Source organism: Calditrichota bacterium (genome assembly GCA_020637445.1).
In the GTDB taxonomy this organism is placed as follows: Bacteria; Electryoneota; RPQS01; order RPQS01; family RPQS01; genus JABWCQ01.
This window is the reverse complement of the sequence record JACJVZ010000001.1, coordinates 1,754,761-1,775,391: the sequence shown is the minus strand read 5'-3', so window position 1 is coordinate 1,775,391 and position 20,631 is coordinate 1,754,761. Positions and strand designations below refer to the sequence as shown.

General features: G+C 53.5%; 11 protein-coding genes. 4 read left to right on the top strand and 7 right to left on the bottom strand.

The window, feature by feature from the left end; translation table 11 throughout:
* Window positions 1–393: 393 nt before the first annotated feature.
* Together H6507_07450 and H6507_07445 are read right to left on the bottom strand one after the other, a co-directional pair.
* Window positions 394–4,101, bottom strand: coding sequence for a right-handed parallel beta-helix repeat-containing protein (locus H6507_07450; protein ID MCB9368922.1), 3,708 nt, complete (start codon window positions 4,099–4,101; stop codon window positions 394–396).
* 205 nt (window positions 4,102–4,306) lie between these two features.
* Window positions 4,307–5,557, bottom strand: a complete 1,251-nt coding sequence (locus tag H6507_07445) for an oligosaccharide flippase family protein (protein MCB9368921.1) — start codon at window positions 5,555–5,557, stop codon at window positions 4,307–4,309.
* Window positions 5,558–5,739: 182 nt separating this feature from the next.
* On the opposite strand from H6507_07445, the gene H6507_07440 reads away from it, so the two are divergent.
* Complete coding sequence (locus H6507_07440; GenBank protein MCB9368920.1) at window positions 5,740–8,082, top strand: TonB-dependent receptor; 2,343 nt, start codon at window positions 5,740–5,742, stop codon at window positions 8,080–8,082.
* A gap of 71 nt (window positions 8,083–8,153) precedes the next feature.
* Here H6507_07440 and H6507_07435 read toward each other — a convergent pair whose 3' ends face one another.
* Entirely contained in the window at window positions 8,154–9,986 is a 1,833-nt protein-coding gene (locus H6507_07435) for a right-handed parallel beta-helix repeat-containing protein (GenBank protein ID MCB9368919.1), read from the bottom strand.
* A gap of 261 nt (window positions 9,987–10,247) precedes the next feature.
* On the opposite strand from H6507_07435, the gene H6507_07430 reads away from it, so the two are divergent.
* The 3 genes from H6507_07430 to H6507_07420 all read left to right on the top strand — a co-directional run bounded on the left by H6507_07430 (window position 10,248) and on the right by H6507_07420 (window position 14,569).
* Entirely contained in the window at window positions 10,248–10,415 is a 168-nt protein-coding gene (locus tag H6507_07430) for a hypothetical protein (protein MCB9368918.1), read from the top strand.
* Between the two features lie 126 nt (window positions 10,416–10,541).
* Window positions 10,542–14,246 (top strand): fused MFS/spermidine synthase, encoded by a 3,705-nt coding sequence (locus H6507_07425; protein MCB9368917.1) that lies wholly within the window; start codon window positions 10,542–10,544, stop codon window positions 14,244–14,246.
* A 122-nt stretch (window positions 14,247–14,368) separates the two neighbouring features.
* The gene (locus tag H6507_07420; protein MCB9368916.1) at window positions 14,369–14,569 is read left to right on the top strand and encodes a hypothetical protein; all 201 of its coding nucleotides are present in this window, start codon (window positions 14,369–14,371) and stop codon (window positions 14,567–14,569) included.
* A gap of 73 nt (window positions 14,570–14,642) precedes the next feature.
* Here the strand turns inward: H6507_07420 and H6507_07415 are convergent, their stop codons facing one another.
* The 4 genes from H6507_07415 to H6507_07400 form a co-directional block, all read right to left on the bottom strand.
* The gene (locus tag H6507_07415; GenBank protein ID MCB9368915.1) at window positions 14,643–16,154 is read right to left on the bottom strand and encodes a catalase; all 1,512 of its coding nucleotides are present in this window, start codon (window positions 16,152–16,154) and stop codon (window positions 14,643–14,645) included.
* A 55-nt stretch (window positions 16,155–16,209) separates the two neighbouring features.
* Entirely contained in the window at window positions 16,210–16,641 is a 432-nt protein-coding gene (locus tag H6507_07410) for a transcriptional repressor (protein MCB9368914.1), read from the bottom strand.
* Between the two features lie 162 nt (window positions 16,642–16,803).
* Complete coding sequence (locus H6507_07405) at window positions 16,804–18,912, bottom strand: DUF1566 domain-containing protein (protein MCB9368913.1); 2,109 nt, start codon at window positions 18,910–18,912, stop codon at window positions 16,804–16,806.
* A gap of 127 nt (window positions 18,913–19,039) precedes the next feature.
* A complete protein-coding gene (locus H6507_07400; GenBank protein MCB9368912.1) occupies window positions 19,040–20,479 on the bottom strand; it encodes an SLC13/DASS family transporter in 1,440 nt (479 codons plus the stop codon).
* Window positions 20,480–20,631: the final 152 nt, after the last annotated feature.

Sequence of the window (20,631 nt, the reverse complement as noted above, 5' to 3'; positions counted from 1 at the left end):
CGCAGAGCTGATGAGTGCCCCCTTTTGCACTCCCTTTAGAGGCCAGCGAGGTCATGAACAAAGTGCAAAACTGGAGGCATAAATCGGTCTTTCACGTCGTCGCCGACTTTCTAATTTGACTGCACTTAAGACGAAGCTATAAAAATTGACTAAAATAGTCGCATTCTAAGCCGTTGTTTTGTCTCCATAATCAACCCCGACAAATCAACCGGAGTTCAAACAATCGTTTAACAGTCAAATCTGAAATCAGCATCATTATCTTACGGCATAGACTCCGTAAAATCAACCCCGAGTAGACACTTAGAGCTTGTTTTTGTTCATTTAGCTAAGTAATTGAAAAAACTAAAAAAGCCGAACAGTGTCCGGCTTGCAGTATCTTGCGTGAATTTTCACCTACGGTTGAACCGAAGAGCGAACCCGCAATTGTTCAAAGGTCTCCAATTCGGGGATGGACAAGACGCATGTCGTGTCCGTTGTCGAGTAAATGGGAAGCCACTCGTCTTGATCGTTCAGCGCTTCCAAAATGAAATTCAGCTCATTCACACTGCAAAGCCGCACCGCCTTTGATCGCTTCCAGGTCAGTCTGACGGAGTTTGAGTCAGCAGGCATAGCACGCAACTCTTCCGGAAGCCACGGGTTTACACTGTGCGGAGTGTGCAGTGCACCGATTTCCGGAAACGTCAAATCGCTGTCACAGCCTGTGTCCGGGTTTCCCGCGTCCATGCACGCGGAATTTTCGTCAATCGTATAGTTGCCGCCGACAAAATTCAAATACTGCGGATTCACGAAAACGTTGAAATACGAGTCGCACGGATATTCAAGAATATTCGACGAATTAATCACGCCGATATTCGCGGGACCGTTGCCGGAGTTGTTTTGATAGTAACTGAAGTTCGCGGCATTGCGGACAAAGTTCGAGTATTCGATGCGCGAAGCAGAGCTACTCTTGAAATGTACCGCCGCTCCGTTGTCCGTGATCTGACACGATGAGATCAATGCATGGGCGTTTTCCAAATACACCGCCGCGCCTTCCGGCGAAGAATTTCTCACCAATGTCCCCCGTACGACCGAGCTTGAATCTCCGATCAAGCAAAATGCGCCGCCCCGCTGATTCGATTCGTTGTGGTCAAATAGTCCGCTCCGCAGCGCTAATGTGCCGCCTTGAGAATTCATGACTCCGCCGGCCGTCGTCGCATAGTTGTCTTTGCAAGTCAACTCGGAAAGTTCGCCCCGAGTCCCGTTCGCACAATACAACACGCCGCCCGATGCGGCCGTATTTCTACGCGCGTTCAGCGAATCTCCTTGCAGCACGGAATTGCTCGAGTAGACTGCACCGCCGTTATTCGTCGCCGAATTCGAGTCAAGCCGCACGTAGCTCAAGACCAATTCCGAGTTGCGCAGATAAATTGCTCCGCCGTCCGTAGCTGAATTCGAAATACAGCGAACGTCAATAAGTTCAAGTTCACCTTGCTCCGCCGCGATAGCGCCGCCCGTCACCGCTGTGCAGAATTTCAAACTGCTCGAAGTCAAATCCAATCCGGCTCCCGCGCCCACCCTAAAGGCTCCGCCGCTTGACGCGTTGCAATGGGTGAATGTACATGAGCTGAATCTGGGATGCCCGCTGAAAACCAGCCCCGCACCACCCGACTCGGAACTGCAATTGCTTACGTGAGAGTTGGAAATGGTTGGAGACGCGCCGTCGAAAAACCCGAACGCGCCGCCACTCGAATCGATACTCCAAGCCATCGCGTTGGAAGCCGAAAAATAAGAAATCACAGATCCCGAAGACTCCGTGCCGCCAAATCTTATTCCGCGCCAACCCAACAAATTTCCCGCATTCTCAGAGTACATCCTGACCGAATCACCCGGACTGCCGTTGACGTAAAGCTCTCCAAAGACCAAAATCGCGTACGGGCCCATGAACTCCAAGTCAGCTCCGGATTCGATCGCGAGAGTGGATCCGTGCGGAACCACAATGTCTCCGAATATACGGTGAAGTCCCGATTGAATTGTCCCTGACAGTTCTCCGGCAATAATAGACTCATCAAGTACCTGATTCGCTTCAAAACATCCGATATCCGGCAAACTTCCCGTCGGCTGTGGCCGGGCAACTCCAGAAAGATCGTCGTTAACCGTAAACGGGGGGGCCGTGTTCAATGCAGGTGAAACTAATCCAGTTGACGCTAATGCGTACGGCTCGATTCCTGATCCAACGAATCTCGGTGCAACAAACAGATTTCCATAGCCATCGCATTCCGTTCCGTTCTCATCTGTCGTGACAAGTTCTCCGAATCCCGGTTGAAATGCGCCGACAAACGGCACCATTCCAATGCGGCTGAACAGTGACTTTCGGATTTCCCATGCCGATCCGCCGTTCAAAATCCCGATTCCCGGTGGCGGCGCGCCGTTTCCGTATGCCTCGTCGGACGTTGCGACGATTGAGTTAATGATTTCTCCCGGAGAGTCTTGAACCACGAACACATTTCCAACGGGGGAGAAGTTGTCCGCAATTGTGCAGTGCACAAACGTCGGGTGCGACATTCTGTAACTTCCGGCACCTGCCTGAACGGCAGCCGTATTGCCCGTGAGCAGACAATTTGTAAACGTCGGCAGCGCTTCGACGACATGCAGCCCGCCGCCCGAACTATCAGCAACGTTGTTTTGAATTTTGCATTGCGTTATGATCGGCGTTGCCAGAGTCATTGACAATCCGCCGCCGTTCAAGTGCGCATGATTCTCAGAGATGTCGCAGCCCGTCATTTCAAACTCGGTGGATACAGCGCCGATCCCGCCGCCCAAAGAATCGCAGGTGTTACCGCGAATCGTACAGTTGATGAAGCGCGGCACGCTTTCCAAACTTCCGACTCCCCCGCCGTAACCGGCCGTCGAGTTGTTTTCGATGATGCAGTTTGTGAACACCGGCTGGCTTTGAAGCCTGATATAAATGCCGCCGCCGCCGTGAATCTCTGATCGGTTGTTTCTTAGCACGCAGTCCGTCAGGGATGCCAAAGATTCATTGCTGATAATAATTCCGCCGCCCGTATCCGCCGCGTGGTTTCCTTCGAACAAGCATCTCGTGAAAACGGCGTTGGAGCCCGGACGGTAACAGTGCACGGCTCCTCCGTCGTCCGAAGACCGATTTCGCAAGAACTGGCAATCCGTGAATCTTGGAGCCGCTTCCCAACAATACGCGCCGCCGCCGTCACGCAACAGAGTCTGGTTGTCCTGAATGATGCATGAGTCCAGAGTCGCAGTCGTTCTGTAATCATAAAAATAAAGCGCACCGCCCTGGGATATTTCCGAAGCGTTGCGCTCAAAAACACAGCGGCGGAAACTCGCTTGGCCCGAGGCCATGACCGCGCCGCCGCTATTGTGGCTTACATTGTGGTGAAAATAACAGTCCCAATAAACCGGACTCCCGAAGCGGGAATGGATTGCACCAGCTTCCTTGCCTGACCGGTTGTTGAAAAACTCGCAGCGTTCAAACCGAGATAACGCGGAGTTGTGAACGAATGCCGCGCCGCCGTCTTGGTTCGTTGAATTGCCGCTAAAATAGCAATCGTAACATTCTGCAGCAGTTCCGTTGCTCACAAACAATGCGCCGCCGTTCCCGCCCGCATAGTTGTTCCGGAATGAGCAATGATTGAAGACAACCCGCGATCCGGAGCCGCTGACTAAGACCACTCCCCCGGTGCTGTCGGTGGAGCTGCCCAGAATCGCGTTGCCATTCTCGAATACGCAGTAGTCAAACTGGGTGCTGTCCGAGCCAATCAGCCTCAGCCCTTTCCAACCGATTAATGCATCGTGGTCCACCCCCGTGAAAACCACCGAGTCCGTTGGGCTGCCGACCGCGCGAAGATGACCGTTGACAATAAACTTGTAGTGACCCTCAAAGATCACCTGAACTCCCGCCAGAATGAACAGCGAACTGCCATTCGGAACTGTGATATTGCCGTGCTTAATGACGTACGGACTGTTGGCCGGAATCCATACCCCGCTGACGTTGCCGGGAGGCACAAGAGTCGGATTGGCCATCGCCGCCGCAAGACAGCACACAACACCCCACAGGAAACCTATCCGTCGAAGGAGTCCTAAACTCACAAATTCTCCGCATTTTCATTCGAAAATCAGGCCGTCAACGTCAGCGGTTTCAAAATTCAACTCATTTGGCCATATTTCACTATGTTAAGCACAGATTGTCCCAGTGTCAAGAGCTTGAGCATCACTTGAAAAATTCTTCTTGCGATTAAACATATGTTCAAGCGATGCTCATACCTCATGGCGGACCATATGATTATTCACATACTCACTCTGGAACTCTGCTCCGGCTGAGCACCCTCCGCAGGTGAAATTGCAAGATTAGCCCAAGCACCAAATAGCTTGCCGTCAAAATCCACGGTGCTCCTTCCAGACCCATCTGCGACACGACCACGATGTTTGCCGCGGCATTCAGCAGAACCACGGTCACAATCAAAGGAATCGCCCGGCGAGGCTGACCCAAGCCGACCAGAATGTTCGCGCCCGTGCTAAACATCGGTTCGAGCAATGCGGCTGGCAAGAGTGCAATCACAAACGGAATTGCTTCCGTGTACTTGTGTCCCAACATTGCAGGAATCACGGGGTCGGAATAAAACCATAGTGCCAACGCGGCCGGAATTCCCACTGCCCAAACACCCGCGAGTGCAATCTTGAGTTTGCTTGCAAGTTTCGGCAAATCACCTTCGGCTGCCAGTCTGGCCGCCATGGGATAGAGCAGGAAGTTCATGGCCTGAGAAACCAAAGCAAACAGACGCAAAAACGTCTTTGCCGCGATATACGGCGCCAATTGTGCCGGGCTTTGAACGGCGCTCAATACGAGCAAATCTCCCTGCTGAAAATAGATGTCTCCGATGGCGAGGATGCCTGTCCACTTCCCGAAACTCGCCACGTCGCGATAGCCGTGAGACTCAAAAGACGGCCTAAGCACCAGCGGATATCTGAACACCCCGGCCAACGACGAGATCACAATCGCTCCCGTATTCACCATCAGAGCGGTCTCTGCGTCCACCAACAAGCCAAACCGGGCTAAGACGATAAAACCGACCAAACTGCCAAAGAAATAGCAGGCCTCGATGATGAAGACTCGCCGGAGTTTGCTCTCTGCCTGTCCTAAGGCAATCGCCAAATCCCGCGGTACCAAGATGAGCAGCGCGAGACACGTCAGAGCAGTCTCCATCGGAGAAAGGCCTAAGGCGGGCATCAGCAAGGCCCCCACCGCGATCCCGATCAAAGTTGTGATCAGCGACAGCCCGACGATAGTACCCAGCACGCGTTCGCCGGCTCCCGAGGCCCAGCGCTGAACAAGAGTCAGGGCCCACAAGCCACGCGTGCACATCGCGGCGACATTCAAAAAGGCCCATGCCACGCCGTACGACCCGTATTCCTCAACGGGTAGGGCACGCAAAAGCACAAAAATGACTCCCAACCCATAAAGGGCCGGAAGTCCCTTAATAGCCAGCGCCCACACCGCTCTGACCATCGCTCCTGGTCCACCTGCTTGGCTGAAAAGCCTCTTCAACTCGCCTCACTAATGTTTGGAACCGTGGAATTTAGCCAGATTTTCCGTAAAATGGAAGTCCGGCCCGGAATCAAAACCCCTTCCTCGTGCGTCTAAAGGTCGTACACTGACAAAAGGATTACCACTTGCGCCTCCTGATTCTATTTATCTCTCTACTTCTTGTGACGGCCGCTCAGGCCCAAATGCCTGTCTTTTCGATTTCCGGCTCAATCCGGGACTCGTTGTCAAACGATCCGCTTGAATATGCCACTTTCATACTCCATAGCTCACGAGATAGTTCGCAGGTCTCAGGTATTGCGGCCGGGCCGGACGGGTTCTTCAAACTTGACAGCTTAAGGCCCGGCAGATACTTCGCGCGCGTAAGTTTCTTGGGCTACAATCTTAAGACCGTTCCGGATATTACGCTCAATCGCGACAACAAATCCGTCGACTTGGGCAGTATCCTCTTGTTGCCCTCTGCGCTGCATGCCGACGAAGTGACAGTCGAGGGCCAACGCGTGCCTGTCGAGTACCACGTCGAAAAAAAGGTCATAAACGTCGCACAGCAAAACATCATTCCCAACGGCACGGCCACGGACGTTCTCGCAAATGCGCCCGCAGTTTCGGTGGATATTGAAGGCAACGTCAAACTTCGCGGCAGCTCGAATTTCACGGTGATGATCGACGGACGGCCCTCAATTCTTGACGCCAACGATGCCCTTCAGCAGATTCCCGCGGCCACCATTGACAAAATTGAAATCATCACCAACCCCTCGTCGCGCTACAGTGCCGAAGGTACCGCCGGAATTATCAATGTCGTCATGCTGCATCGCGGCACGAGCAACATCTCCGGTCTGGTCAATGTTCGTTCCTCTACGAAAGAGCGGCGCGGCGGCGATTTCTCTCTCATTCGCCCGGTCGGCAAAACCACTCTGACCGTCAGCGGAAATCTCGGCATCAACCATAACCCCGGAGAATCCCGGTCAGAAACCCGCACGACCTTCGAAGATGTTACCACGACATTGAAATCGGACGGCAGTTCGAGTCGCAATCGCGATTTCGGCGGCCTGCGCGCGGAGTTGGATATGCCCTTCGGAACACAGAATAATCTTGTCTTCGGCGGACGGTTTGGAATGCACGCGTTCGGCGGTACGTCCGACTATGTGCACACAGAATTCAGTGATTTGGTCGACGGCGAGTTGGTAACCTCTTCCCGCAACAACTCCGACCGGGAACACAAATTTGTCTCCGGTTTCGCGGGATGGACGCACCGCTTCAAGGAAGAAGATCACAAGTGGACGGCGGATTTTAATTTCGGAAGGAGGGACGGAGACGAAACCAGCACGAATGAAACGTTCAGTCCTGCAGGTGTTCTCGTCGACGGCATCGCAACCAGCGAAGACGGTCCCGGCATGCGAATGGAGCTGAAGTCCGACTACGTTCGTCCCCTTTCCGAAAACGGAAAGTTCGAGAGCGGGGTCTCCGTGCAGGCCGGCGGCTTTGAAGACAACACCTCGCAAAGTGTGCTCGACACAGCCACGGGTAACTACGCTGTTAACGAGCAATTCACCAATTCGACGAAATTCCGCCGCACTTTGCCCGCCGCCTACACGATGTACTCGAACACAATCGGCAGGTTTGAGTATCAAGCCGGATTGCGCGGCGAATATCTCTACCGGAAAATCGAACAGGTCAAAACCAGCGAAGAATTCAAAATTGATCGTTTCGACATTTACCCCTCCGCACACACGGCCTATTCTCTCGGCGGACACAAGCAGCTTATGGCAAGCTACACCCGCCGCGTCGAACATGCCCGTCCGTGGGAACTTGAACCGTTCTTGTCGTGGGAGAATTCGTATTCTGTCAGGCAGGGCAACCCCGAGCTCAAGCCCGAATTCATCGATTCTTATGAAACGGGGTATCAGACGGAGTTTTTGAAACAGTTCGCTTCGCTCGAAGGCTTCTACCGGATTCAGCACAACACCGTTGAGCGGATTCGCAGCGCCTATGCAGAGAATGTGACGCTGCAGCGCCCTGAAAACGTCGGTCAGGAATTCTCGCTCGGTGTCGAAGCGCGCACGGATATTTCGTGGAGACGCGGATGGACCACGACCTTGACGGGAAGCCTGTTTGATCAACGCGTCAAAGGGAGTTTTAACGACTATTCTTTCGACAATCACGATTTCAGCTATGAGTTCAAACTGAATAACATCACCGCGCTGGATCGCAACACGAAGCTGCAAATTGACGCGCAGTACGAAGGACCCGAAGTGACGGCGCAGGAAAAATCGGAAGCCAGCTTCATTTGCAACGCAGGACTGCGCCGCGATTTCTTCGAGAAGCGTCTTAATGCCGCCATTCAAGTGCGCGATATCTTCGGTTCGGGAAAACGCGAGTCCACGTCCGAGTCTCCGGGATTGTATTCCTACAACTACTTTTCGATGGACGCCCCTGTCGTCACGCTTAGTCTCGGCTTCTCGTTCAACAACTTCAAGAAACAGCGCGGCAGCCGCGACGGCGGAAACGACTCGATGGATGATTTCTAAACACTGCCTCGTTTCGTAGGACAAAAGGGCTCGCGTACTGCGAGCCCTTTCTTGTTGTTTCGGCAAGCGAACTATTCGCACACTGCGACGACATAATATTGACGCATGTCGAAGTCCGCGTAGGTTGCGTCCGTAAATGACGTCATACCACCGGTATTGCCGAGAGAAATGAATGACTCTTCTGACGATGCCGCCGCAAACACCTCGTAGTCTGTGGCATCAGTCGTTGCTGTCCACTGCAAATGCGCGCCGGCTCCGTCAATCATGAGTGTGACATTTGCCGGAATTTCGGAACATGGAGCAGATGTGACCGGCAGGCATTCCGAAAACTCCGATGTCAAACCTGCCGGTTCAAGTGTTGCGGTTGAAGAAACCACCCATCCGTTCGGAACGGATACCGGAAAGGTTGCGTCAAACGCTGCGTTGCCCGAGCCGTCCGTAGTCACTGCCGTGCTGCCCACATACATTTGTCCTTCACCGTTGCCCGTTGCGTGGCACTCCGGTGACGCAAAAAACTCAAGTGTGTAGGTCAGGTTTGCGGCGCTGCCAAGTGTTCCACTAATTTCCACTGATGTCCCGTTCTTTGCCGCTCCCGTCAATACTGGGAAGTTCTGCAAACCGTTGCCGCCCGTGTCTCCATCCAAGACGTCATTCGGTGTCACGCCGTATCCGAAACCGCTTGGGATCAAATCAATTCCCAAACTCACGTTAGCAAACATAAGATTGCGGCTCAGACGTGATTGAGCCACATTGTTTCCCACCGTTACGCCTTCGAAACGGTGCCCTGCGATGACGTTGTCCAAAATCACGAGGTCCGAAATCCCGAGGTAGTTGTAGGTCCCAATCTCGATTCCGATTACGCTGCCAAGAGTCGGATCTCCGTTCGCGTCGGGCCCGATCACATTGTTTTCGATGACCACGTTATCGATCATTCCTCCAAGCATGATTCCTCTGCCGAACAGCTGACCCGCATGATGGGGACCTGTCCCGTGGCCGAGTATTCCGGAAATCAAGTTGTCTCGAACGACTGTGTTCAAATTTCCGGACTCGAAGCTGATTCCCATGGTACACAGGGTGTTTCCCTGCGCCAAGCCGTTTGCCGATGTGCCGATCCAGTTGTTCTCGATTAGTGCACCGTCGGTTTCGAACAGTTGAATCGCGTGACCGGCGGGCAATCCCTCGCTGTTGATTGAGCCATATCCAAGAATGATGTTCCGGTCGCCAAGCTCCGGCCCGCCTATGACTACGCCGTAGTTCCGTTCCGTGCTCGAAAAACCCCAAACTCGAATCCGGTTGCACACATTGCCGATTACAAGATTGCTGTCAGAGCGGTCGATCTTGATGGTTCCAAGCGTGTTCCCTTCAATGACATTTCCGCTGCCGCCAAATATCGAAAGATTCATGAACCCCGTGTTGCCGCTAACGTAGTTGTCGGATTCGCTGACGTTCATGCTGCCGCTGTCAAACCCGTAAAGCTCGCTTTCTCCGGCGTTCATATAGTATTCGCCGCCAAACAACGTAACCTCCGCACCGTCAGGATTCGTATCTCCGGTGAAAGCCGTTTGAGACCTGCCGTCTACAACCACTGGTTCGAATGCTCTCCAGAAAAACGTGTACGAAGATTGGATCACAGCTCTGCCGGGATATTGAAACTGAAATACCCACTCGTTCTGAGGAACCGCGAATAGGATCGTGTCTTTGCCCGGCGTATTGTTCGCGACGATGTTCGCCTCAGAAAACGAAACGCGTCCGTTCGGCCCCGGCAAATCCGCGATGGTCGCAGTTTGCCAATCGATGTCAATCGGGTCTGTGCTTTGATCTACCGTAATGGTTGCGCCGATCAACGGTAACGTTGTTACCAAGACCAGGTATACATACAAACTCTCCCGTAACGCATGCTTCATGCAAATGCTCCCTTTGATAGAGGATTGAAAGGTTCTCTCCCACTTACGTTTGATGCATGGTACATTGTTACGAATCAATTTAGTTTCGTTCTGTGAGGCTCTCACATAACGCTTATGCAAAAAAACTTTTCTTATCGTTGACTTCGTGCCTCAAAATGTGACATTGTCTTGTTCTAAATCTATGAACTTCAATACCGGATATTTCATATACCGCAAAGTCGTTGATATTCATCGACGAGCCGGGGTGCTCTAAATACGAACGTGTCAGTACGTCGCCTCTTCCTGCTTTCCGGAAACTGGAGCATACCAGAGTCGTTCTTTACTTTGGGATATCAGTTTACATTTGGCCAAATGACGGTGCGGCATCGTTTCTCTTCCACCGACGGCTTGGCTAAGTTCTCGGCAACTTCGCCGTCCGGAGGAGGTTAAAATGAGACCTTGCCGCTTGAATTTCGAGTAAGTGATTGTTTTCACTATCTATTTGCTATTCATCGCCCAAGGCATTATATTTAATTGAATTCAAAACGTTATATCTTGCCCCAATGAGTCATTATTGTGTCCGATAATCGAAGCTACAGATTCCTAATTTATTCGCTCTTTTTGCTGTCAGGTGTTTCCGGACTGATCTACCAAATCGTCTGGACAAGACTGCTTGTACTTGTCTTTGGCAATACCATGCTCGCCACGAGCACTGTGCTCAGTGCGTTTATGGGCGGACTTGCCGCCGGCAGTTACGTACTTGGAAAGTATATTGACCGTAAACCGCGATCATTGATTCGCGTCTATGCCGTCCTCGAAGCTGGGGTCGGCATTTTTGCATTGCTCTTTCCGCTCGTACTCGATGCCGCGACGCCGCTCTATGTGTGGCTGTACAAAGGAGCCGCGACAAACATCGTCACGCTGAACCTTGTGCGCTTCTTGGTCAGCTTTCTGATCATTGGAGTTCCCACGTTCCTTATGGGGGGCACGCTGCCCGTGCTGATCAAGCGTTTCACGAGTGTCGAATCGAAGATAGGATTCGAAACCGGTTTTCTCTACGGACTGAACACTATCGGCGCTGTGCTCGGAACTTTTGCTTGTGGTTATTTTCTCCTGCGCGAACTCGGCATGCAGCATACCACTTGGGTGGCCGTCGCGATTAATCTCGGCGTGGCGCTGATCGCGTGGTCGCTGGGAAAAAATCCCCAAGAAGCCGTCGCGAGCGCAAAGGAAGAGCCTTCTGATTCTGAACCTTCGACTTTCGCCCAAAGTCCGTTGGCTGTGAAAATGGTCTTGTTGAGCATCGGCATATCGGGCTACTGCGCGCTGGCCTACGAAGTCTTCTGGACCCGTATGCTCAATTTGTTCCTGCACAACAACATCTATTCCTTCACGGCGATACTCGGCACGTTCCTGATCGGCATCGCGCTCGGCAGCTTGCTTTACGCGCGTTTCCTTTCAAACAGCAAGAGTCCGGTCAAACTCTTCGTCGGCTTGCAAGTCGGGATCGGCGCAATCTCCTATGCCACTCCGTTTCTGTTCAAGATTTTCCATTCGTCGCTCTATGACAATTTCGACGAGACGTTGACTCTTGCCAAAACGGCTTTGATTATGATTGGCCCGACGGTAATGATGGGCATCGCCGTTCCGCTCGCGATTCAAATCTGCCGCAAAGGCACGAACCGCGAGGGCACAAGTGTCGGGACGGTTTATGCAGTCAATACGGTCGGTGCAATCTTCGGCGCGTTTACGGCGGGGTTCATCATTCTTCCCGAGCTTGGCCTGCTCTACGGCGTGTTGTTAGTTGCTTCGCTGAATTTTGTCGCCGCACTTTTGCCCCTGTTTGCCGTGGTGACGCCGCGTGCCCGACCGACGTGGGCCGTTTTGTTCGGAGTCGCTATCGCGGCGTTGGTTTTCACGGCTCCCAAAGATATCTTCAAAAGTCTTTTTCAAGCTGCGCATCCTTATGCGGATATCGTCTACTACAAAGAAGGCAAAGTCGCGAACGTTCTGGTCTACGATTTCAACAAGCTCGGCTACAAAGATTTTCACCTCAATGCCGTAAACGAAGCGTCGTCCCGCCTGTGGCACGTACAGCTCTTCAAGCTCTTGGGACTGCTTCCCACTGTCGTGCATGAGAACCCTGACGATGCGCTGATGATCGCGTTCGGTGCGGGCATGTCCGCGGGAGCTACGGCCACGAATGTCCGCTCGCTCGACGTCGTCGACTTGAATCCCGACATTCGTGGCATTGCGGAAGCATACACGCGCGAGAATCTCGACGTCTACAATCAGCCAAACTTCCATCAGGTCGTCAATGACGGCCGCAATGCGCTGCTGCTCGATCCCAAACAATACTCTTTGATTATCTCCGACGCCACGAATCCCAAAATGTTCGACTCGTGGACGCTTTATTCACAAGAATTCTACAAGCTCGTTCAAAGTCGGTTGAAACCCGGCGGAATATTTTGTCAGTGGGCTCTGATTCCCTTGCCCGCCGACGCGATCAAAGTCATTCTGAACACGTTCCGCAGCGTCTTCCCGCACATGAGCGTCTGGGTCATTCACGGATCTTCGCAGTTTCTGATGCTCGGAACTCCCGAAAGACTCGACATCGACTACAATGATTTGGCGAAGCGCCTCGAGCCATTGTACGAGAAGGGCGGATTGGCCGAATTCGGTGTTGATACTCCCGAAAAATTCCTGAGCTTCTTCTCGCTCGGTGAAGATGGCGTCGAGAAGATGCTCTCGGGCTTTGACAAAGTCAGCACCGACGACTTGCCCTATGCGCAGTTCATTATTGAACAAGATCGGCAAGGCAACGACAACTGCGTCGATCTTGTGCGTTTTCAAGAATCGATTCGCTCCTACATCAATCCCAAAAGCTCGCCGCCCGACAGCTTTGACGTCAAGATGGACGCTTACGAAGATTTGGGTCGCAGGCTCACGCTCGGATTTCTCACCGGAGATCAATCGAAATTTGCCGAAGCCGCCGTGGTTGCCGCCGATGCAGGCATTCACGATGCGAACGTCGAGCACCACCTGAATGCATGTCCCGAAAAAATTCGTCATTTCGAAAACTACCTCGCGCGCGTGCCGGAAGATGCCACCGTTCGCAATTCGCTCGGACTCTTTTACATGAACGCGGGACGGTTTGACGACGCAAAGAACGAACTCGAACTTGCTATCGCGGAGAAGCCTGAGCATTCTTACGCGCGCATAAACTTACTCCGTACCGAGCTTGCGATGGGCGAATACGATTCCGCCGCCGTTGTATTGCGCGGGATTGAATCGTCTCCCGAAGGCAAAGGTATTCTGACAGTGCTTCCGCGCATGTCCGAGAAACTGCGCATTCGCCGCCTCGCCGCTGCCTATCCGGATTCGGCGGAAATCCAAGTTGGATTGGCTGCCGACTTCTATAACGACGGGCAAATCCTCGACGCGGTGCAAATCCTCCGCCGGGAGCTTGAGAAAAGACCGGAAGACAAGCATCTTCTGCTCAACTACGCGATGCTCTGCGAACGCCACGGTTTTGCTGTGGAAGCCGCGCGCGCATTCAGCCGGCTGGTCGCGCTTACGCCTGACGACCCTGCGCTGATTGCAAAGAAAACGGACATGAATCGAATCGCAAGCGACTCGACGGCGCTCAGGAATTGGGAAAACAGCCGGATCGACGTGCCCGAAATTGAAAGCTACGACGATGACGAGCCGAGCGGCCACCCCAAGACATGTGATGAAGCTCTCGCGCTGTGGAATGACACGGACCTTGACGGCACGATTTCGCGCGATAATCTCGAACGCGCCGCCAAACTCTATGTGAAGTCAACTGAAACCAATCCGGACGAAATTCACGCCTACGTCGACGCCGCGACCATTTACGAAATGCTCGGTGACCTCGACCGCTCGGCCGGACTGTGGGAAACGGCCGCGCGTCTCAGGTCGGACTTGCCGTTTATCACACTGAATGCACAGCGAGTGCGAGCCCTGTCCGCGCTCGAAGCACTCGATGACGCCGCTTGCTTACGCGCATCCAAGCTGCAAGAGATCGCACAAGCAAACTTGGGTCTCGGCTTCCCCGAAGAAGCTCTCTTCTACTTGCGGCAAGCGACTTCCGCTTGTCCGGACGATCCGCAGTTGTGGTATGAGCTTGCTTCCGCAAGTTTTGACAACGGGCTGTTCGAAGAGTCTCGCAGCGCCGCGCAAAACGCCCTCAAACTGAACCCCGATCTCCAGCGGGCTTTGGATTTGTTGGCCGTTTTGCCGCAGTCAAGCCAAAATTAAAGTTCTTCCGTCACTTTGCCGATATTAACACTAAGGTCCGTGTTTCTGGTGAATTGCACCGCAATCGCAGACTCACCTTCCGAAGAATTCGTTGCGTATCGTTAAAGAAGAGGGAGGTTTCCATGGAAGCTTCAGGAATCTCAACCGGTACTAATCTGGCTGCGATTGTACAATCCGCCACCACCGACGCTGCGGCTGCTCAAAAGCAGCCTGAGACAGTCGAACAATCTTATCTGTCTAAACTCGAACGTCTCGGCGCCGATCACCCGCTGACCAAATTCCTTGGAGGATTCTGGTCACAGCAAGTGGACACGTACGCCTGATCCGGTTGGACGCAAAAAAAGCGAAAGTCCCCGCACCTGCGGGGACTTTTCGCATTCTGTAAAAAGAGTTCGACTACTTCTCAGTGGCCTTGACCCGCTCTTCTTGCGTCATCGCCGCCAGCTTTGCGATCTCTGCAACGTCGAGACCTAATCCCTTCGCAACGCCTTCGCCGTAGGCCTTGTCCGCCTTGTAAAACAGAGCCGTCTGCCGCTTCTGAATCCGCACCTGCGCATTCTTCATGTGCGCAACCAGATTGCCGATCAAGTGCGCGCGGTCCGTGTCCGACATCACCTCGCGGAACAGAGCGCCCGGCTGCACGAAATCATCGTCCGTCAGTTCATAGCCAAAACGGTCGATCACACCCGTCAGCGGAACCGGCGGCTCGGCATACTTCGCGTCGGGAGCCGGACCGCCAAAGCTGTTCGGCCAATAGTTCGGTGCGCCGCCGCCATTGCCGTCCGTGCGCATGTGTCCGTCGCGCTGGTTATTGTGTTCACCACTGACACGCGGAGAATTTACGTTGATCAAATGATAGTTCGTTCCCAAACGATGACGGTGCGTGTCGTGATAGCTGAAGAGTCTTCCTTGCAGCATCTTATCCGGTGACGGAGCGATCCCCGGTACAACCGTCCCCGGCGAAAACGCCGCCTGTTCGGTATCGGCAAAATAGTTTTCTGGATTCTTGTTCAACACCATCTTGCCCACCGGAATCAGCGGCGCATCCTTGTGCGGCCAAACTTTGGTGATGTCAAAAGAGTTGAAACGGTATTTCTCCACTTGCTCCGGAGTCATAACCTGCACATAGACCGTCCACGACGGGAAATCCCCACCCTTGATTGCATTGTAAAGATCACGAGTCGCGAAATCCGGATCTTCACCCGCGAGCTTGCAGGCCTCTTCACGAGTAAGCGTCTTGTTGCCTTGATCGCGCTTGAAGTGAATCTTCACCCACACGTATTCGTTCTTTTCGTTGTACCACATGAAGGTGTGGCCGCTATAGCCGTTCATATGACGGTAGCCATTCGGAGTGCCGCGGTCGGAAAATAGCACCGTCACTTGATGCACGGATTCGGGAGTCAACGACAGAAAATCCCAGAACATATCGGCGTCCTTGAGATTCGTCGCCGGATTGCGCTTCTGCGTGTGAATGAAATCCGGAAACTTCAGCGGATCGCGAATGAAAAACACCGGAGTGTTGTTGCCCACGAAATCGTAGTTGCCTTCTTCCGTGTAAAACTTCACGGCAAATCCGCGCGGATCGCGCTCCGTATCCGCCGAGCCCTTTTCGCCGCCGACCGTCGAAAAACGCGCGAACACGTCCGTGCGCTTGCCGACCTTCGACAGGAAATTTGCCCGAGTGTACTTCGTCACGTCGTGAGTTACTTCAAAATAACCCCACGCGCCCGCGCCCTTGGCATGCACGACGCGCTCTGGAATGCGTTCGCGGTCGAAGTGTGCCAACTTGTCAAACAGATGAATATCCTGCGCCAGCGCCGGGCCGCGTTCGCCCGCCGTCATCGTATTCAAATCATTCGGAACTGGTGCGCCTTGACTCGTGGTCAAGGTCTTCTTGTCTTTCGACATTGTATCAACCTCTTTCAATTTTCGTTTGTGAACGGACTATGTGAATGAATCTATTTCAATTTGACTTTCTGCATTCCGCGCAAATTCCCCGCAGTTCCACGTGCGAATGTTCGACGACGCCCATCTTCAGTACGTCGCCCGGCACGCGCAGCGAATCGAACTCTTCGCAATAAAAATCCTCAGTCTTCCCGCACTTCGTGCAGACAAAATGATGATGCGGCGCAACATTGGCATCGAATCGCACGCGATCCTGACTCGGCCCAAGCGTCGAAATCAGTCCTGCATCTTTGAGCATCGACAGCGTTCGATAAACCGTATCGAGCGATACCGTCGGCAGCCGCTTGCGCACGCTTTCATAAATCGACGCCGCGTCCGGATGATCCGTTCGCCCTACGATTTCCCGGAAAATCTCCATCCGCTGGTGAGTCAACTTCACCCCCGACTCCCGCAGCTTCTCGATCATCTCCGCCACTTGCTGTTCGCTCATTTTGCCTCCTCTTATCAAATAGTAACAATTCCTATTTAAGAATAAACTGACAATAAGTCAACCTTGTTCCCAAGAGCGGCTGCGTCCGCTATCGCATAGAGAAGACGTACAAAACAAAAAGTCCTCGCGTAAGCAAGGACTTTTCAGCAGGTTAATTAGGGTCTATTTCAGTAGCAGCATCTTCCGGCTGAGCTTCGAAGGGCCATTCGCAAGCGTGTACACATAAATTCCGCTGGCCACAGCCTCTCCCGTCGAGGACCTCCCATTCCAAGTCACCGAGTGGCTCCCTGCTGCCTGAAGCCCGTCCACAAGCGTCGCCACTTTCTGTCCGCCGATATTGTACACCGAGAGTTCAACAGTCTCCGCATGAGCAAGATCAAACTCAACTGTCGTTGACGGATTGAACGGATTCGGATAATTTTGATAGAGCCTAAACTCTTCAGGTAATGCCCCGCCGCGCTCATCTTTCGCCGGAGTCATGTCGATCTCACGCACCAATCTAACATAGTTGAAAATATGTATCGCGTCACCTTGCGGCCCATGTCCGAACGGATAGTCGTCGGGATCGCCGTCTTTTGGATCGCTGCGTTGTGCGCCCGCGCCGTGCACATCGCGCCAACTTCCGTCCAAATAGCCCATCGCTCGACCGAAAGCAACATAAGAAGCATACCCACCCGGCTGCGGTCCCAGATTCGCGTGTGTCGTATTCGACCAGAAGTACGGATAGTCCGCTTGTCCGGCTTCGTTCGTAATCCCGCTGATCTGAAACAGTGGATCAATCGCCGCGGAATTCGTTACGTCTGGCGCACGCGTGTAGTCGAGCAGCGTCTGCAGCTCTTTCACATTTGGCAGCCGCCAATCGTTATGTCCCAAAAAGTTCTCGCTATTCTTCTCCTGCGCCCACGCGAGCGCTTCCTGCCAATTCATCCCTTCGCGACTGTCCATCTGTGACCACATCAACCCGGTCGACAAATCCGTAATCGTACTGTCGCCGTTGTCCACAAAATTGTTTAGCCCATAAGCTGCGGGTCCGCGCACGCAGATCACAAAAAACGTCTTGTCCTGACCTTGAATAAGGAGACCGTAACCTTTGATTCTGCCGTCCGCGAAATTCACTCCAAAGAGCAGATCTTCGCTTACGTGACTGACATAGATCGTGCTTGTTCCGAACTGCGCGTCGATGAGTCTTTCACCTGCCGTCGTGTCCCCGTAGGCAAACTCAAAAGCCGAGTCGTCGATGAACGGGATCACATTCGGATTGTCTTCCATGCCGCTCGGATCCGTTCCCGTGAACAGTATCAGAGAGTAAAGTTCTTTGATCGTCGGCAATCTCCAGTCGTCGTACCCACCGAAATTCTCGGCATTCAGCGACGCCGGATAGACCTGCATCTCCGTCAACGTCAATTTGTCATTGGCCAGGATTCGTCCGTCTCGATTGACGTCAGGACTTCTCTGCCACGTCAAACCCGTGACGTTGTCGAAGACCGTCAGTCCGTCGCCACTGACCGTATAGTCTGAGTAATTTCCGACAAACTGCGCGTCCTGTCCGTAAAACGGTTGCCCTTCGCTTGCGCAACCGATCACCGACGTGTTGTTGTAGCACGTTTCTTCATCCGTGTCTACAACGGGAGTGCTTCCCGGTTGAAGTGAGACAACCGTCAAATGTGCCGTGGCGGACGTGTCCCCGCCGAAGTCGTTTGTCACGATACACCGGTAGTCGCCCGCGTCGTCGACCGCAGCGTTTGAAATCTCAAAGTCGGCACTTCCCGCGCCGACATTCTCGCCGTCCTTCTGCCACTGATAGGCGAGCTCCGGAGTCCCAATCGCTCCAACATGAAATATCGCCGTGCGTCCGGCCACAACCGTCTGCGGTTGCGGGGCCGCCGTCACTGTCGGTCCCACGTTTCCGCCCGACGTGATCGTGAAACCATTCGCCATTGAAAACGTCACCGGCCCGTTCGGAGTTTGGAATGTGATTACGGCGTCGTAAGCTCCAGTCGCTTCGTTTGTTCCAATCGTAAATTGCGCCGTTACCACGAACTGACTTGTATGCGCAATGGACGAGCCCGCCATCGTACCGATTACGACGCTTTGAGGCAAGATCTCCTGCGGAGGAGCGGGCGGATCATCGGTGTCGAGCGTGAAAGTCACCGTTAGATTCGCCGTTCCCTGTGGCGCGCTGTCCGGTGAAATCGTGAGAATCTGATTCTGCGCGACCGCCAATTGCGCAAACATCAAAATCAAGAGGAAGGGTGCAAGCAGCTTAGTCATGATCGGGTCCTCCGAGTTGCAAATTCAAGTATTGGTACTTCAAGCTCTCCTCAGGCGGTCTATTGGTTTGACAAGTTTTCATGCGAATGGTTGAGTGTCGAATCGAAACAAAGAAAATTTGTGGCTACTATCCCCGTACGGCCCACGCCGGAAACTCCGCAGGACCACTGCCCAAGAATGCCGCTCCCATCAGCATCATCCAGCCGGTAATCAAGACAATCCCGATTAAGTTCAGGAGAATCCCTGCTTTGGCCATCTGGTATACTTTGATTCTACCGGTGCCGAATATAATTGCGTTGGGAGGGGTCGCGACCGGCATCATGAAGGCGCACGAGGCCGAGAGTGTCGCCGGAATCATTAGGAACATCGGATTTCTATGGACCGCCACCGCTGTTGCCGCGAGAATCGGCAGTGCGATTTGTGTCGTCGCCGTATTCGATGTGAGCTCGGTGACAAAGGTCAGCAATGTGCACACCGATGCCGTCATCGAGGTGGGGGAGAGGGCGGCCAAAGCGTGCATCTTCAATCCAATAACTTCGGATAGGCCGCTTTCCAAAATCGCTCCAGCCAATGCAAACCCTCCGCCGAACAACAGCACAATTCGCCACGGCAATTTGCGGGCGGTTTCCCAATCCAGAATCTGCGTGGATCGGTCTTTGGCCGAAATCAAAAACAACACGCAGGCCAGAGCCAATGCTACCGTGCCGTCCCCCACATACCCCGGTTCGGGCAAGAGTTCAGACCACCCCGGAATGGTTACTGCTCCCAAAGTCAGGGGTCGTCGCGTAATCCACAGCATGGCCATAACCGCGAACACGACGGCAACGACTTTTTCTTCCCTCCGCATTGTGCCAAGCTCACGCAGCTCCCCGCGAAACACGTCCCGCGTCGAGGAAAACGACTCTACTTTCGGAACATATAGCACACGCAGTACGCCCCATGCTGCGAACAACAGCATAACCGTCAAAGGAAACGCGAAAAACAGCCACGTCGCAAAACTGATTTCCGGCGCGTTCGGAAACTCAATTTTGAAAAGTTGAACGAAAACCAAGTTCGGCGGCGTGCCCACGAGCGTCGCGATTCCGCCGATTGAGGCCGCGTAGGCAATCCCCAAAAGCAACCCGACCGCTATCTTCGCGGATGCGTCCTTGCCCAACAGGACGTCATATCTTGCCAGCACGGCCGAAGCAATCGGCACCATCATCATCGTCGCCGCCGTGTTCGAAATCCACATCGACAGGAATGCCGTCGCCACCATGAATCCCAAGAGCGTCAATCCGACGCTTCCGCGGATCAATAGAATAACGTGCAGCGCGATGCGTTTGTGAAGGTCCCACCGCTCCATTGCCAACGCGACCATGAAACCGCCGAGAAAAAGAAAGATCACGTCGTTCGTGTAGTTCGCGGCAACGCGGCTCGCACTCATTACACCCAAAACCGGAAACAGCACAAGCGGAAGCAGCGCGGTCACAGCCAATGGTACGACTTCGGTCAGCCACCACACTCCCATCCACACGGCCACTCCGGCGCAGCGAGCTGCCATTGGATGCTCGCCGTCCGAACCCATTGTGGTCACCGTTACCCAGAACAGCAGCGGCCCCGCCAACAAGATTGTATTTCGGATTCCTGTCCGCAAACTCCCAACTCCTATTTGAGCTTGGACCAGATTCTACTATAAAAGGAAATTAAGCGAACATTTCAATCTGAGTCACCAAGGAC

Excerpts from the sequence above, each read along its gene's own strand:
- H6507_07440 (MCB9368920.1), top strand. The coding sequence starts at position 5,740 with ATGCCTGTCTTTTCGATTTCCGGCTCAATCCGGGACTCGTTGTCAAAC.
- H6507_07435 (MCB9368919.1), bottom strand. The coding sequence starts at position 9,986 with ATGAAGCATGCGTTACGGGAGAGTTTGTATGTATACCTGGTCTTGGTA.
- H6507_07420 (MCB9368916.1), top strand. The coding sequence starts at position 14,369 with ATGGAAGCTTCAGGAATCTCAACCGGTACTAATCTGGCTGCGATTGTA.
- H6507_07415 (MCB9368915.1), bottom strand. The coding sequence starts at position 16,154 with ATGTCGAAAGACAAGAAGACCTTGACCACGAGTCAAGGCGCACCAGTT.
- H6507_07410 (MCB9368914.1), bottom strand. The coding sequence starts at position 16,641 with ATGAGCGAACAGCAAGTGGCGGAGATGATCGAGAAGCTGCGGGAGTCG.
- H6507_07405 (MCB9368913.1), bottom strand. The coding sequence starts at position 18,912 with ATGACTAAGCTGCTTGCACCCTTCCTCTTGATTTTGATGTTTGCGCAA.
- H6507_07400 (MCB9368912.1), bottom strand. The coding sequence starts at position 20,479 with ATGGGTTCGGACGGCGAGCATCCAATGGCAGCTCGCTGCGCCGGAGTG.